Annotated in this window: 14 protein-coding genes and 1 pseudogene; 2 read left to right on the top strand and 13 right to left on the bottom strand. The window is 35.3% G+C overall.

Annotated elements, in window-relative coordinates:
* Positions 1–2 precede the first annotated feature (2 nt).
* Both PGH07_RS10145 and PGH07_RS10150 read left to right on the top strand, forming a co-directional pair.
* On the top strand, positions 3–1,154 hold the full coding sequence (locus tag PGH07_RS10145; RefSeq protein WP_289414359.1) for a hypothetical protein: 1,152 nt from the start codon (positions 3–5) through the stop codon (positions 1,152–1,154).
* Positions 1,155–1,190: 36 nt separating this feature from the next.
* Complete coding sequence (locus tag PGH07_RS10150; RefSeq protein WP_289414360.1) at positions 1,191–2,390, top strand: nucleotidyltransferase domain-containing protein; 1,200 nt, start codon at positions 1,191–1,193, stop codon at positions 2,388–2,390.
* Here the strand turns inward: PGH07_RS10150 and PGH07_RS10155 are convergent.
* From PGH07_RS10155 to PGH07_RS10215, 13 genes and pseudogenes are all read right to left on the bottom strand, one after another.
* Entirely contained in the window at positions 2,387–3,229 is an 843-nt protein-coding gene (locus PGH07_RS10155; protein WP_289414361.1) for a glycosyltransferase family 2 protein, read from the bottom strand. The genes PGH07_RS10150 and PGH07_RS10155 overlap by 4 nt on opposite strands.
* Positions 3,230–3,245: 16 nt before the next feature.
* A complete protein-coding gene (locus tag PGH07_RS10160; protein ID WP_289414362.1) occupies positions 3,246–3,983 on the bottom strand; it encodes a WecB/TagA/CpsF family glycosyltransferase in 738 nt (245 codons plus the stop codon).
* On the bottom strand, positions 3,976–5,094 hold the full coding sequence (locus PGH07_RS10165; RefSeq protein ID WP_289414363.1) for a glycosyltransferase family 4 protein: 1,119 nt from the start codon (positions 5,092–5,094) through the stop codon (positions 3,976–3,978). Before PGH07_RS10165 ends, PGH07_RS10160 begins: the two co-directional genes overlap by 8 nt.
* Positions 5,095–5,096: 2 nt before the next feature.
* The gene (locus PGH07_RS10170; RefSeq protein WP_289414364.1) at positions 5,097–6,143 is read right to left on the bottom strand and encodes an acyltransferase family protein; all 1,047 of its coding nucleotides are present in this window, start codon (positions 6,141–6,143) and stop codon (positions 5,097–5,099) included.
* Between the two features lie 14 nt (positions 6,144–6,157).
* Complete coding sequence (locus PGH07_RS10175) at positions 6,158–7,063, bottom strand: glycosyltransferase (RefSeq protein WP_289414365.1); 906 nt, start codon at positions 7,061–7,063, stop codon at positions 6,158–6,160.
* Positions 7,063–8,031 carry a glycosyltransferase family 2 protein gene (locus PGH07_RS10180; RefSeq protein WP_289414366.1) on the bottom strand — a complete coding sequence of 323 codons (969 nt, stop codon included), beginning with the start codon at positions 8,029–8,031 and terminating at the stop codon, positions 7,063–7,065. Before PGH07_RS10180 ends, PGH07_RS10175 begins: the two co-directional genes overlap by 1 nt.
* A 1-nt stretch (position 8,032) precedes the next feature.
* A complete protein-coding gene (locus PGH07_RS10185; protein ID WP_289414367.1) occupies positions 8,033–9,340 on the bottom strand; it encodes an O-antigen ligase family protein in 1,308 nt (435 codons plus the stop codon).
* Positions 9,341–10,492 (bottom strand): glycosyltransferase family 4 protein, encoded by a 1,152-nt coding sequence (locus PGH07_RS10190; protein ID WP_289414368.1) that lies wholly within the window; start codon positions 10,490–10,492, stop codon positions 9,341–9,343.
* Complete coding sequence (locus tag PGH07_RS10195) at positions 10,470–11,627, bottom strand: glycosyltransferase family 4 protein (RefSeq protein WP_289414369.1); 1,158 nt, start codon at positions 11,625–11,627, stop codon at positions 10,470–10,472. Before PGH07_RS10195 ends, PGH07_RS10190 begins: the two co-directional genes overlap by 23 nt.
* The gene (locus tag PGH07_RS10200; RefSeq protein ID WP_289414370.1) at positions 11,620–12,687 is read right to left on the bottom strand and encodes a glycosyltransferase family 4 protein; all 1,068 of its coding nucleotides are present in this window, start codon (positions 12,685–12,687) and stop codon (positions 11,620–11,622) included. The genes PGH07_RS10195 and PGH07_RS10200 overlap by 8 nt, the downstream gene beginning before the upstream one ends.
* Positions 12,684–13,244 (bottom strand): acyltransferase, encoded by a 561-nt coding sequence (locus PGH07_RS10205; protein WP_289414372.1) that lies wholly within the window; start codon positions 13,242–13,244, stop codon positions 12,684–12,686. The genes PGH07_RS10200 and PGH07_RS10205 overlap by 4 nt, the downstream gene beginning before the upstream one ends.
* Entirely contained in the window at positions 13,241–14,584 is a 1,344-nt protein-coding gene (locus PGH07_RS10210; protein ID WP_289414374.1) for a flippase, read from the bottom strand. The genes PGH07_RS10205 and PGH07_RS10210 overlap by 4 nt, the downstream gene beginning before the upstream one ends.
* Positions 14,581–15,432, bottom strand: a pseudogene (locus PGH07_RS10215) (NAD-dependent epimerase/dehydratase family protein); the annotation flags it as partial. The pseudogene PGH07_RS10215 and the gene PGH07_RS10210, both read right to left, overlap by 4 nt.
* Positions 15,433–15,442: the final 10 nt, after the last annotated feature.

The following is a 15,442-nucleotide window of genomic DNA, read 5'->3' on the forward strand; positions in this document are numbered from 1 at the left end:
GAATGAAAGCAAAAAAATGGGTATTAGTTTTTTTCCTATTTTCTTTTTCTATTTTGTTGCTGATCGGCGGCATTAATTATATTGTTGATCCGTACAGTACCCGCAATACAGACTTGGTAAACACCAAAAAGGTACAAGCATATCAAAATGAACGCTTAATCAAAATTATCAAGGTTGGTCAGATTAAGCCTAGAAGCATCATACTTGGTACATCAAGAGCTGAATTCGGTTATGACCCGGGACATGACTACTTTGTAAAACCTTCCTATAATATGGCTATCGGAGGAGGAAGCATGTATGAAATCGAACATAACCTTGTTTGGGCCATAGAGCAAGGAAGGCTTGAACAGGTTTTACTCGTCATAGATTATGCAATGTTGACAGCCATGAAACAAAAATTAGTGCCTGAATTTGATCAATTATTTACGTTCCAATATATATACGGCTACTTATTTAGTTACAGTACATTGAAAAGAAGTATAGAGATTTTACTCGGAATAGATATTGATTCATCTATGTATTGCGAAGATGGTCAGATGGATGATAGGTTCAATCAAAAACTGTTGACAGAGAGAGGTGGCCATCTTGCTGTTATGAACAAAGATGAGTCGATTTACTACCAACATACTTCCAAAAACTACACTTACATAGATACAGGGAAAAATTCGTTTTCAGACTTTGAAAAATTCATCAATCTGTGTTACGAAAATAACATAAAGCTCGATATCGTTTTCGGACCATCACATATTCGACAGTGGGAAGCATTGGATTATTATGTAGGGTACGACCGATGGCTGCAATGGAAAAAAGATATTGTCCGGTCTGTCAACACAATTTCAAAACGTTACCATCAACCTCCGTATAGAGTCATCGACTTTTCTGTTTATCATCCATTGACTGCCGAAGAAGTTCCGTCAGACCCAACGAAAAATATGAAGTACCATTGGGAGGGTAGCCACTACAAGAAGGCACTCGGACTTATAGTACTGGACAGGCTCACTGGCACAAGTCCTTACAAAGATTTCGGAGTCGCACTAACAATAAATAATATCGATCAGCACCTAAGAGAACAAGCAATAAAAAGATTGCAATATATAGACACTGAAGTATATAGAAGAAATCTAAAACGAATTATAGAAAGTAATAAAAAATAAAAAAGAAACTTTAACAGTATTGGCTAAAATATTACTATGCAAAAGAGTACCCTGTCCACAGACCTTCTCAATGACGAGCTTCGTTTTCTTATCGCTTGCTGCCAAAGCGAGCTTAACGATGATGATATCACGTCCATATTGAGCACCTATCCTACACTCGATCCGCAGAACCTCATCACACTTGCTTATAGCCAAGGTATCCTACCACTTGTCTACAAAACTTTGAAAAAACTCTTCGAAGAGGATCTATTTCACGATGAAGAGACACTATCCCTATTCAAACAGCACTATATGTCTATCGCACAGAAAAATATGCTGATGAGTGCCGAACTGCTCCGTATCATGAAGCTGCTTGAAGATAGTGGTATTGAAGCGCTTGCATTCAAGGGACCAACTCTTGCGCAGCAAGCATATGGGGATATCACAATGCGACGGTTTGGAGATCTGGATATTCTAGTGGGTGAAAATGAAGTATTCTCCACAGGGAAGATCTTGTCAGCACATGGATATATGCCCGTATCCCCCATAAAAATACTTCAAAATAAAACCTGCCTAAAGGTAATGAATGATCTTGCATTTTATGATAGATCAAAAGGTGTTTTTATCGAAATGCACTGGAGGCTATTTAGAGAAAAGATCGGACAGCATCTAGATTTTAGTCAAATCAGCGGAACAAACTGTACAGTCACAATCAACGGTCATTCCATCCCTACACTTTCTCCGGAAATGCAGCTAGTCTACCTCTCTTTACACGGTTCAAAACATGCCTGGGAAAGATTGGAATGGATCTGTGATATCGATAGACTTCTTCGCGTACAGACCAACATCGATTGGGACAAGAGCTTTAACATTGCCAAAGAGATGGATACATATACAACACTTTATCTTGGTCTCAACCTATGTTATGAACTGCTAGGTACTCCACTGCCGAAGACCATCATGCCTATAATCCACACTGAACGTATCTTGGAACTGACAGAAGAAACATACAACCTTCTTAATAACCTGCCAGAGCTTGAGGGCTATGCAAAGTACCGCGCTATTCACCGTTACCAAAATACCCTGCTCGATACCTTGGGAAAAAAGATCAGACATTTCCTCTCAACCAATTTTACCATTTCACAAAATGACTGCCAGGAGTTTCCTCTTCCCTCATCACTGACCTTCCTCTATGTTTTCATCAAGCCCTTCAGAGTTGCTTTAAAACTCTTCAAATCGGTCCGTGGCCCTTCTTAGCCGTTAAAGTAATACTTATCCTTAAGAAGCAACCTGTCCTCATGGACATCCAAACGTTTGCTCATATACTCCCGGTCGAACGGCGTTCTGGCATGTAACACTTTGAAGTCGGGATCAAAAACTGTCAGCAATACCCCTTTTGCACGGGTAAAAAAATCAGCATGATCTAACCGCTTTATCTGCAGATCCCATCCGACCTTTCGTATACTATCTGTTCTGGCAATGTAAAAGTTCGCCACTTTGTCATATGCCGTCATACCACCGATCTGTGTACCCGGTGCCCTAAGTGGAATAGCATTAGTTGGATGGATAGCAGCTTTGGTATAGTCGATCTTACGATAAAAAGGGAGATAGATCACTTCACCTCCAATGATATCAACCTCGGGTAGCTTCTGCAACTTCTCAAGTACCGGTATAACACGGGTATGGCGATAAAAGACAAAGTCATCATCCAGCAGCATCATGTAAGGAGTTTGGATGTGCTTTAGCGCTTCCTGGCGTCCGGCAGAGACTCCACTGTCATAAGGCATAATAATTGTCTCAACTCCCTCAAGTTTGGTTGGTTTGAAACTATCATCGACTACGATGACCTTCATCTCCGGATAAAAATGACGCAGACTTTTGATGAGCCTGTGCAAGATCTCCGGACGCTCAAAGGTCTTGATGACAGCCGTTAAGTCTTCATTGAGAAATGCCTGATCTTCCTTCGCCGTGAATAGTCCATCCAACAAACGCTCACACATGAATGCTATCAAAGTCAGTCCACTATGTATCGGTTTGGCGATAGGCCGTAACACCCCATGAACACTCATACGATGTATAAACTGCTTAATGCCCATTTTGTTCCTTTATATGCTATTTACCCATTATACCAAGCTTGTACAACAGCATATCCCATAAAAAAAGCGGGGTTGAGACAAAGTTCCTTTTCCATAGTCGCTTCGGCTCTTTTAGCAACCTTGGTAACCACTCCAGGTGCATATCGATCCAGAATTGAGACGGCCTGTTGACCGTCCCCGCATAGAAGTCAAATACAGCACCGATTGAAGAAGCGATCTTGTAATTCAACTTCTTTTTATGTGCATGCAGCCACTTCTCCTGTTTTGGTGCCGTCATCCCGATAAAGAGTACATCCGGGTTGAAGGCATTCACCTTTGAAATGATCGTCTCATTATCCTCTTGTGAGAACTCAGGTTTAAAAGGCGGAGAGTAGCTTCCTACCCTGACATTTGGATACTCTTTTGCAACCCTTTCATGAATCGCATCAACTGTTTTCTGAGATGCCCCCATATAAAAGACACTTCCCCCTACTTTTTCCAGCTCTTCAATCAGATGCATATGCAGATCATAACCCGCGATCTTCTTGATCTGCTTCTTGTTCACTTGACTGGCAGCTAGAACTATACCGCTGCCATCAGGCAGCAGCAGATCCGAATCTCGCAATGCTTCTTCAAATAGTGAATCTGACTTTGCCGTCACATAGGAGTGTGGGTTGATTGTATTGACAACCATTTTTTTATCAGTGTCAACTTTGATTGTCTCCAATGTATCGACAAACACATCATATCCCATGATCTTCATATTTTTAAGCATTCTCTTCCTTCTTCAAAATCTGTACAAGATTTGATTCAAACTGCTTCAATGTGAATTGATCTTCAAAGCGTTTTCGGCAATACCTTGCACTTTCTTCATTCATTAACTTTGTTTTAGCCAGTTGCAATGTTTTGTACAACTCTGTGCTCTCTTGAAGGAGGATCCCACACTTTTCATCCAGTATGTAAGGGATGGATCCTTCTGGAGTAGCAATCACAGGTACACCATAAGCCAATGCTTCTAACAGTGTCAGTGGGAATGCATCGTTTTTACTAGGATATACCAGCAAATGAGCCTTTTTGAAAAGTGCTGCTTTTTGCCCACCGCTGACAAAACCATGATAAGTCACACTTTCTTCTAGCCCATGTTCATGGACAAAAGCTTCAAAATCGACTTCATCATCACTGCTCCGCCAGCTCCCGGCAAAGTGATAATGAATATTTTCGCCTTTGGTCTGTCTGGCAAGTTCAAGAACCTCATCATATCCCTTATCCTTCATCATATGTGCCAAGTATAGCACTTCCATTGGTTCTACTTGTGCATACTTTTCGGATATATATACTGAGAAGTCTTCATTACCTAAAGGGTCTTCTATACCATTTGGCAAAAAATATACAGATTGATAAGTCTGTACCTTACGTACATCTTTTTCCAGCAGCGGACTGAGTAATATCAGGTTGACTCCTTTGAGAAAAAAACGAGTTAACTGCAGATTACGTGGTGAAACTGATACAAACGTATCGATACCCTTGGTATGGTAGTGGTAGTAAACCTCGCATCTTCTAAAAAGCCTATACATTTTCCATAATAGTGAAATAATAAGATCACGGTAAAACGCCACACTTCTGATGGAAGCAGTAAAATATATCTTTTCAGGACGAAAAACGATCAGGGCCCAAAATATTCTGAAAAACAGCACAGCAACGAGCCAAAATTTCTTCGGATTTATCTTACCGATATCTCCAATGCTCTCCGAAGATCGGATAGGAATAAATCGACACTCGAAATTTTCTTTAAGTGCTTCACTTTCAAAAATGAAATCTCCAACTTTTGCTGCACCGTGAGAAGGAGGTGAGAGATGGAGGATACAAAGTAATTTTGGTTTTTGCATTATCAACCTCGAAAAATCGTACTTAAAGTTTTTTTTATCTTTTCCGATAAATTCATCTTTGTCAATATGTATGTCAAAAATTGATTTTGCATATAGACAATACAAACCGTTGAAATAAAAATCAACGCAAACTTTAATACATATCCTAAATCAATACCATAAAGATTATAAAGCTTTAAAATATACCAGTGCCATAAATAGATCCAAAAAGTCGAAGAGCCAATAAAAGCAATAAAAGTATTTTTACTCAATTTATCGAATAGATGAGTAAATTTCGCAAAATAGAATAAAGCTATTGAAACCATTAATGCATAGGAAAGATAATATCCTTCCGGGGGATATTTAAAGTTTTGGGTAGGATAAACAGTATGGTCTCGTAACCAATAAAAAACTACATAAAAAAGAAATACAACCGCTATAACAAAAAAATGTTTTTTTATAGTCTCTCTGCTAAATGTATTTATTCGTATACCATAAAGATACAATAAACCGTAAGCGATTGTATACATAAACAAAACATTAAATATGGTCAAAACATTCCCATATAAATACATTTGAGCACTTACAATAATTAAAACATAGAACAAAAATGTAAATGCGATAAAAAGATAAAAAATTCTATTACTATATAGTTTTGAATTCAGCCAATAAAGTACTGGAGCCAGTAAAGCCATTGAAAAGAATATTCGTATAATCCAAACTCCAATATCCTCATGTCTCAATAAAGAAAAAGAAAAAATAATCTCTTTGATGTTTAATTGTTCAATATTATAAAAAGACATATAGTACAAACTTAAGAATATCCAAGTAGGAACCACTAGTCTATAAAATCTTTTTTTCACATATCTAATATATGATCCATAATGAAGTGTAGAAAACTCAGCATAGGCAATACCAGAAAGTATCACTAAAAAGGGAACGTCAAAATTTCTTATCTGAAATAAAGCAGGAGGAACTCCCATATGAGCAATAACAATACATACTATCCCTATAAACCTTAATAGGTCATATATTGAATTTCTTTGCACTTTACTTTCATTATTAATCATATTTATGAAACCTTTTATCCTAAAAAAGAATGTATTTTATTAGAAATTTTTTTTATAAACTTGTTCATATAGCTAAACTGATACTTAAAACTATCTGCTATTTGTTTATCAAGTATTATTTTATTTATAAACTTAAAATCACAGCTATCCGTTTGATCTAAAGGAGAACTGTAAATGTTTATACCCTTACAATGTGTCGCATCGAGCCCAAAACCTATATTTTGTACCTTGGATATTTTCGGATAGATACAAAACTTATTAGCTTTGAACATGGCATAAGCCCAGCGAATTGCCCATGAATTGTTCTTTTTTTGCTTATAGTGTTTTAGCATTCTTGACAGATCTGCTCCACCAAGATTAAAGTCTTTTATAGCTTTTTTATCGTGAATAAAAGATTCATAATCACGTATATCCCAGTCAATACCTTTCCATCTATCATTCCACGTAGCCCATCCCCAAGAGGAAGGGCGTACGGAAGCATAGGTATCGTTATCATACTTCTTCAAACTTTTCAATGGCATGGTATATCCAGAAATAGAAAAAACCTTTTCTTCATCTTGATAAAATTCAAGTGCACTGTTCATATAACACAGGAAATTCTTACTGGTAATGAGATCGTCTTCTAAAACAATCACTTTCCCATGTCTTTCAAGGATCTCATTAACACCTTCTATCACAGAGCGTGCAAGACCAAAATTTTCATCACGTTCAATCACCTGTAGATGGTTAAAGCCTTCTATTGTTTTTAAATAGCTTCGAACCTTTAGTACTTTCTGTTCATCAGTTTTATCTTTAGCCGCATCAGAATAAATGTATAGTTCACTTTCACTGGCAAGCTTATTGTTTTTTAATGCTTCAATAGTTTGCTTAAGCTCGTCAAGACGATTGTAAGTAAATAACACTATCGGTGCGTATTTCATTATAAATTACCGCCGTTTCCATTTGATAGATACTTTCTACGATATATATTCACCCAAGAAACAAAGGCTTCCAGTCCTTTACTCATCCAGTTTGGAGAAAAGACAAGTAATGCATATACAAAATACTTCAAATCCTTGTGTGCAAACTCGGACATTTTGTAAAATTCTTTTCTTGCCTCTTTTTGCATTCCCAAACGAAGAAAAATTGCCACTCTAATCTTATGCCAATAAGCTATATACTCTTTAAGCCCACTGATTCTATTTGTATTGCCACTTAAAAGTAATGCTCTCAAGCCTTCACCAACTTTGTCATGAGTATCTGGAATTCTGGGCATAGCATCTGGACTTGCTTCCTCTCTACTAAAAACTGCTTTGGGTTCTAATGAGTAAGCAATATCGAAATGAGCAGCAAGCTTGGCCCAAGTCAATAGGTCTTCTCCTGCCCGTATGCTTAAAGGAAAACCATCTATTGCTTCTATTGCATTTTTCTTTACGGCAAAAGATATTGAACATATTATAGGGTCTGATTTCGCAGCTATTTGAAAGTAATCATTCAAGACACCTTCTCGAAAATCTTCGGGCAAACCATTGATAATAGGCGTCTGCATTGTGCCATTATTTAACAGTATCCTGTAATTGACAGCAAAGACAGAACAATTTTCATATTTTTCATATAATCTCCACATTGTTGCCAGAAAATCTTTCTCCCAATAATCATCAGCATCCAAAAAAGAGATCAAAGTATATTGTGCTTCCGAAATTCCTTTGTTTCTTGCTGCAGAAACACCCGCATTTTTTTGAGATATCAAATGGATACGTGGATCATCAAAATTTTTTACTGCTTCCATACTTCTATCCGTAGAACCATCATCCACAATAATAATTTCAAAATCTTGAAATGTCTGATCAAAAACAGACTGTATTGCACGAGCAACATAGTGTTCTTTATTATAAAGTGGTATAACCACACTAAACACCTTGGATCCTTTGCTGTCGTTTTTCTATGCGCCGATAAGCTAAAAAGATTCCTGCAAATATAAAAGGATATGAATGTGATGCAAAAGAATAGTTTACGATATTATCAAACGCCATAGCAGGAAGAACTGCTGCATATGCCAGAAATGCCAAAATAGCACTGGCGTTTAAGGCTGAAGCAGGTTTTTTATGTACATACCTGATGGTATAAAAATACATCATTAAAGGGAAGAACAAATAAAGGATAAGTCCAACATTTCCACTATCACACATCATTTGTACATAATCACTATGAGGAACATGTAAACCACCAAAGACGAAATTTTCATACATATAATGCTGTACACTCCCCAATCCAGAGCCTAGCCACTCATGCTCATCATGAAAACGATGCATAAGATCTTCCCACATATAAGTCCTTAAGTTTGTATTTAAATTGTTTTCTTCAAATGCACCAGTAATGTCATCTATCGTCTGCACTTTTTCTGGATCAAAGAACATTTTCTCTTTGAGTTGCGGGACAAAAAGAATCATTGTAATTCCAATAGCTACAGCCCCGATAAGATAAGGAAAAGAAGCTATTTTATAACGTAAATAACTTGCAACCATCAACATAACACCTATAGACAATATCCCCGTTCTCACTCCTTGTAAAAGTGAGGATATGATAAACCATCCAATAAGAAAAAGATATTTCTTTTCACCCGTCCTCCACCACATCACAAATGATACTGCCGCCATGACAGCAAGATAATCAGCTAATGTTGAAATAGGCCAAAAAAGGTTTCCAATGTAAAAATACCAGAAGCCTATAATATGTGTCATAAAACCGCCAAGGAAAACCGAAGTAATAAATGCAGCTGCCAGCATCCAGCGCATAGCCACAAAAATAAAATCTTTTGAATGTACAAAAGTTGCTGCAAACAATAAGACGATAAAAGGATATAGGTACTTCAGGTAGACGCGTATACCATAGAGAAGATCTGGAGACCAGACCATCGTAATACCCAACCATATCAAAAATATGATGTAAATTATCGTCAAACTATTAAAATGTGGTGATTTACGGTAAATAACAAATGCAAACATCATGAATGAAAGCCATATCATAAGTCTAAGCGAGGAAAAAGATCCGACCATTACCATACCAGTAACAAGTGTAAGCAGCAAGAACTTTTCACGACCAGTAAGTAAAACTCTTTCTGTTTTAGAAAGCTTGACATATGAAGGTTTAGAGATCAGGAGTAAAAAAGCATATCCCGTCAAAAAAACAAAAACTAGTAGGTTGATCGCAGCAAACATCTAAACTTTCATCCCCTTCCCTACCATTTCATATAAGTCCAATATTTTTTGTTTGAAAATTATACAGGAAAAATATTTTTCAACCCTTTGTCGGCCTTCCATTGCAACTTTTTCATAGAGTATTAAGTCACTAAGTAAAGTTATTAAGGAATGGGCTAGTTCAGAAGGTTTCCCCTGTTGAAAAAGCATTCCAGCATCATCTCCTAAAACTTCTCGCAAGCCATCTACATCACTGGCAACAACTGGTATACCATATCCCATAGCCTCGATTGCCGTAAGTCCAAAACCTTCAAATCTAGAAGGAATGACTACAACATCCATCTGTCTATAATACTTTTCCAAATTCTCTTTTGGCTGTAGTCCTGCCCACTCTATAGCATGCTTAATGCCTAACTTTTGAGCCTGCTGCTCCAATTTGTCTCTCTCTGCACCATCACCTACGATCAGTAGCTTTACGGTAGGATAAGACTTGAGTATAAGAGGCAATGCATCTAGTATAATATCAACTCCCTTTTCCCGACTAAGTCTGGAAACAATGCCAATCAAAGGGGCATCCATTTTCTCTCGTATCTTATTTGCTTTCTCAGGTATTTCAACACAATTATAGATAGTAAAGTGTTTTCTACCTTCTTTCATCAGCCTAGCAGAAAACAACTCGGGTTTTTTGTGAAAAAAAGATTCTTCAGAGGACTTAGAAACACAGATGAAAGCATCGGTTAAATACTTTGCAATGAACTGAGGTATCCACTTTCTTTTATAGATATGTCCAGGTACGTGTGCTGTAGTAACCACATGTTTTACTCCAAACAACTTGAAAAACAAAATTGCCAATGAACCTGGAGCCATATACTGAACATGGATAATACCAGGTCTAAATTTTTTCAGCGCTTTTCTAAAACCGCCAAAAAGCGATAATCCTGTTGCAATCAAACCTTTGGGACGGATACCACTTGGCGTCATCAGTTCAACCGTTACTCCGGCTTCTTGCATATAAATAACCATGCGCTCGTCATATTCAAAATAACACAATACGGTTACCTCATATCCTCCCTCTTTTAAAGACTTGATAAGACTTAGTGTTTGATATTCAGTACCTCCTAAAAGAAGACAAGGTATAGCTATGAGGATTTTATTTGATTTTTGATAGTTCATAGTAATATTCACTTATATGTTCAACATATATTTTAGGGTCTAAAAGCTTGCTAAATTTTTTATATGCATTATTGATAATTTCTAAAGTTTTTTCTTTATTATTTAAAATAAATCTTGCTTTTTCCAATACTTCATCTAAACTTTTAGGACTTGCGACAAAGCCATTTTTCATATCTTCAAATAACTCTAAGGCTGCACCCTCTGAGGGGACAATTGTAGGTGTATAAAATTTCAAAGCTTCAAAAGGAACTCTTCCAAAAGCTTCGCCTGGTAAAGTTAAGGAAAATATAAATTCACTATGTTTATATACTGAGTTAACAAAGTCTATTTGTTTTTCTGTAAATATTACATTATCTTTTAAGTCCAGTGCATTTACTATTTTTTTTAACCGTATAAGTTCACTATCTAGTCCACCACCAGCAATTAGCAAAATATAATTATCAAATTCTTGATTTAATTGATGAAAAGCTTTGATTGCCATTTCATGATTTTTGATTTGTTGCAGCATTCCAACAGATGAAATAAGTTTTTTATCTATATTTATATTTAGTTTTTCATATAATTCATTTTTTGTTAATAAATTTTCATTAAGAGTGAAATCAACTGAATCATATATAGCATTTATATGTTTATGTTTATATTTTTCTTGTACTCTTTTTTTTACATATTTTGAAACAGTTAAAATACAATCATATTGCTTTTGAGTATTTTCATTCGGTAATCTTTTTTTCTCTTCGCTTCTTATATGCAATATAGATTTAATCTTAAATTTTTTTAACCAAAACCCCCACCAAAAAGATTTTGGTTCGCATAAATTGACATGAACAATATCTATGTTATTTTTTTTACTCCAAAATGCTAATTGAAAACCTGTGATTATTCTTTTTATAAGATCTGTACCTCGTATAGGTTTTTTCCATCTATCACTTCCCATCCACCATTTAGTAGAATTATTTAAATATTTTAGTTCACATATTCGTTCATATCTTTTATGATGTTCTTGAGGATAAGGAAAAATTATAACAGCGACAAATCTATCATTGTCTAAGTGTGTAATTAGATCTTTTAAACTGTTTTCTGCACCACTAAATATTTTACTTTGATCTAGATATGCAATTTTTATTTTTTTATTCACTTAGTAACCTTTTGATTTCTTTATCATAAGAATCACTCATTGCATCCAATGAAAGGTACTTTTGCGCATGATTTTTAGCTTGAAGTGATAATTTATCATATAAACTCTTATCTTCCATAAGTAATAGTACCTTTTGGACAAAACCATTTACATCATTCTTTGTGATTAAAAAGCCTGTTTTATTGTTTATTACTGTAGCATCAGTAATCCCTTCTAAAAGAGTTACTATAGGTACACATCCTTCCATCATAGCTTCAGCTATGACCAAACCAAAAGCTTCAATTCGTGTAGGGAAAAGTAAAATATGACTTTCAGACATCTTTTTCCTTACCTTTTCATATGGTATTACACCATGAAAGATTACATCTTTATCTAAGCCCAATTTTTTAAATTTTAATTTAAGTTCATCTATTAATTTACCATCACCCACTATATTTAATCTTACATTTTCTTTTTTGTCTTTTACTTTTTTTAGTATATCAGGTAGTAAATCTACTCCTTTATGCTCATAGATTGCACCTACAAATAGTAGCTCAAATGTTTCATCTGGCTTATTAGAAGTATTATTTGTAGATGAAGTGATGCCATGAGATATAGTTTTGGTATTTTTATTTTTATTTTCATCATACTTTACATATTTTAAAAATCCATCTTTTATACCGGGGGTTGGAGAAATCCATAAGTCAATATATTTACTATTGATATTTGAAATTCTATAAAAATCATCAACATCATTATGGATAATATCTATTACTTTTATGTTAGGTAAAAAAGGTAAAAGAAAGTGAATTACTGCATTGTAATTTATGATGATAACATCAGGTTTTATTTTGTAAATATATTTTAGTACAGAAAAATATTTTTTAATTTTTCCTAAATTTCCTACATAGTAATTCTCATAAACTTTTTTGTCAAATAGTTTGAAATTATCTCTATCAGAATGAGTTATAAGTCCATAAACTTCATAGTTTTTTTCTTTTAGCCCATCTACTAAAGATAGTGTAAAATTACCTAATCCACCCCAAGGTATAAGACTATTAACTACTAGGATTTTTTTCATTTAATTTCTTTAATAACTAAAGTGGATTTATTGTACACAATAGAATTTGAGGGAATATCTTTAGTCACAATAGTATTAGCACCAATAACAACATTATCTCCTATGGATACTCCCTGCCCAATAAAAACTTGTCCAGCTATCCAAACATTATCTCCAATGGTAATTTTAGCTCCTTGATAACCTTGATCTTTAAAAGGCAAATCAGGATCTTTAAAAACGTGATTGTGATCTATGATTGTTGTATTTTCTCCTATCATACAATTATCCCCAATCTCAATGCCATACCTTGCTATAATGGACGAGTTTTTATTCATAAAGAAATTATCTCCAATATTAACTATCGCACCATTGTGGGCCTCTACATCTGTTCCTTTTCGCAAGTACGTCTTTTGCCCAAAACATATTTTTGATTCTCCCTCTATTGTGATTTGTGCAGTATGTTCTAAAGATAAACGATAGCCTTTTATAGATAATTTCCCTTTATTTTTCTTCAAAAGTAATAACTGTTTTAAATAAAAAGCCAACACCCAAGGTTTTAGTAAATTTAATATTTTCATTTTTTATCTGATCCAGTCAAAGTATTAAAATGTGATTTCAAGTGATGAAATGAATAGATAGCCTCAGTAAAAACCTTAAATAGTGGTCGTGTACGGCTATTACATAATAAACATAAATATACAGCTATAAAATACGACAACAAGGTTGCTCCTGCCGCTCCTTCTATCCCATAACTTGTAATAAAAAAGTAGTTCATAATAATATTGAGTATTGCACCGAAACTGGTGTAAAGCATAGATAGTTTTTGTTGATTTTCAGCTACATACCAATTGTTATTTACCATATTCGCAAATACAAATACGGCTGTCCAAATATGTATCATCAGAACTGTACCTGCTTCACTATAAGCATTCCCAAATAAAAGGACAATCAACCAATCACTTAAAAAACTCATTGGTATAGCTATAATAATTGCCAACCATATCATTATTGTATACATGATACTAAGTCGATTTAAAAAAAGGCTATGCTCAACTTTTCTTGCATTTAATAATGCCGGGAACAATGAGCTGGCAACTACAGCAGGCACAAAATACCAAGCTGTACTTAATCTGACAGCAGCAGCATACTGGCCAACTGCATCCGCACCTAACATTTCATGAATCATAACTTGATCCAGTTTCAAATATACAGTAATCATAACTGATGAGATAATCAGTGGCCATCCATTTCTAATGAAATTTTTTACAAGGTTCTTATCAATCTTCCAAGTGAATACAGACAGTTTTTGTTTGATATAAACATAAAATAATCCAAACATTAGGATGAATGCATCAAAAACGACTAGAACTATAAAACATACAAGAGGTTTGCCCATAAGAATAAAATATATTTTTAATAGTGATGACAGTATCAGTCCAACAATATTAACTTTCACAATATATTTAGCTAGTATACGTGATTCAAAATAAAAGCTAATTACTTCAGATGAAGCAAAAAAGCCTGCAAAGGCTACAATAAATAGATATAAATTAACTTCGTTACTATTTGACATAAACAATGTTATGATAGAGAGTAACACAAGAACAAGTAAAGTGCCTATTATCTTTAATAAAAATGCTGAGCCCAAAATACGATCACGTTTGCTAGGGTGATTTACTAATTCACGGATAACAATTCCATTGAGACCAAATGAACCAAATACAGCAACAATACCAACTAGACTAATAACATAATTCAGTGTACCAAAATCAGTAGGGCCCAAATATCTTGCAACCCAAATGCCTATAAACAAACCTAGAAACAGTCTAATGACTTTTTCAACAAGTAGCCATGATGTATTTTTAAAATATCTTTGAAATCCAGAATGGGATGTAAGATTTTTTATTTTTGTGATCATAGTTGTGCATACCAACTATACATTCTCTCAATCCCCTCACTAAGTTCAACTTTGTGCCTCCAACCAAGAGCATGGAGTTTGCTAGGGTCTGTAAGCTTTTTCATCGTACCATCAGGTTTATCACTGTTGAAATAAAGTTCACCTTCAAACCCAACGATCTTTTTGATAGTCTCAGCAAGCTCTTTGATAGAGATATCCTCTCCTGTACCAATGTTGATATGGGTATTGCGAATCTCTGGATTTTTGACTTCGTTATACCCCTCTTTCGTTTTAACTACGGGGGTATCGGCATTTAGTGCCAGAGGTGTACAAGAGGTATTTGATCCTTCAGCTACGGTATAGGTGTCTTTGAAGTCACGGTTTTCCATGAGGAATACACAGGCATCAGCCATATCTTCTGACCAGAGGAACTCTCTCATAGGTTTACCCGTTCCCCATATCTCGACTTTGTTTTCATCTACACCGAATTTAGCAAGATAGGCTTTTGCTTCTTCGATCGTTTCCATACCTAGATCTTGGATCACCTCATCATACTTTTGTTCATTGAGAAGTTTTGCCAAATGAATCTTTCGTATCAATGCCGGTAGGACATGTGACTTCTCCAGATCAAAGTTATCATTGGGGCCATACAAGTTAGTAGGCATTACAGAGATGAAGTTCGTACCGTACTGAAGGTTGTAACTCTCACACATCTTGATACCTGCGATCTTAGCTATCGCATAGGGCTCGTTAGTATACTCCAGTTCACTAGTAAGCAGATACTCTTCTTTCATAGGTTGCGGACAGTTTTTTGGGTAGATACAAGTACTGCCTAAGAACATCAACTTTTTCACACCATGCAAATAGCTTTGGTGGANN

The organism is Sulfurovum zhangzhouensis, assembly GCF_030347965.1.
GTDB classification, from domain to species: Bacteria; Campylobacterota; Campylobacteria; order Campylobacterales; family Sulfurovaceae; genus Sulfurovum; species Sulfurovum zhangzhouensis.

Bases quoted from the DNA above. Each gene is read 5' to 3' on its own strand.
- PGH07_RS10145 (WP_289414359.1), top strand. From the start codon at position 3: ATGAAAGCAAAAAAATGGGTATTAGTTTTTTTCCTATTTTCTTTTTCT.
- PGH07_RS10155 (WP_289414361.1), bottom strand. From the start codon at position 3,229: ATGGGCATTAAGCAGTTTATACATCGTATGAGTGTTCATGGGGTGTTA.
- PGH07_RS10175 (WP_289414365.1), bottom strand. From the start codon at position 7,063: ATGAAATACGCACCGATAGTGTTATTTACTTACAATCGTCTTGACGAG.
- PGH07_RS10165 (WP_289414363.1), bottom strand. From the start codon at position 5,094: ATGCAAAAACCAAAATTACTTTGTATCCTCCATCTCTCACCTCCTTCT.
- PGH07_RS10190 (WP_289414368.1), bottom strand. From the start codon at position 10,492: ATGAACTATCAAAAATCAAATAAAATCCTCATAGCTATACCTTGTCTT.
- PGH07_RS10185 (WP_289414367.1), bottom strand. From the start codon at position 9,340: ATGTTTGCTGCGATCAACCTACTAGTTTTTGTTTTTTTGACGGGATAT.
- PGH07_RS10205 (WP_289414372.1), bottom strand. From the start codon at position 13,244: ATGAAAATATTAAATTTACTAAAACCTTGGGTGTTGGCTTTTTATTTA.
- PGH07_RS10150 (WP_289414360.1), top strand. From the start codon at position 1,191: ATGCAAAAGAGTACCCTGTCCACAGACCTTCTCAATGACGAGCTTCGT.
- PGH07_RS10200 (WP_289414370.1), bottom strand. From the start codon at position 12,687: ATGAAAAAAATCCTAGTAGTTAATAGTCTTATACCTTGGGGTGGATTA.
- PGH07_RS10170 (WP_289414364.1), bottom strand. From the start codon at position 6,143: ATGATTAATAATGAAAGTAAAGTGCAAAGAAATTCAATATATGACCTA.
- PGH07_RS10160 (WP_289414362.1), bottom strand. From the start codon at position 3,983: ATGCTTAAAAATATGAAGATCATGGGATATGATGTGTTTGTCGATACA.
- PGH07_RS10210 (WP_289414374.1), bottom strand. From the start codon at position 14,584: ATGATCACAAAAATAAAAAATCTTACATCCCATTCTGGATTTCAAAGA.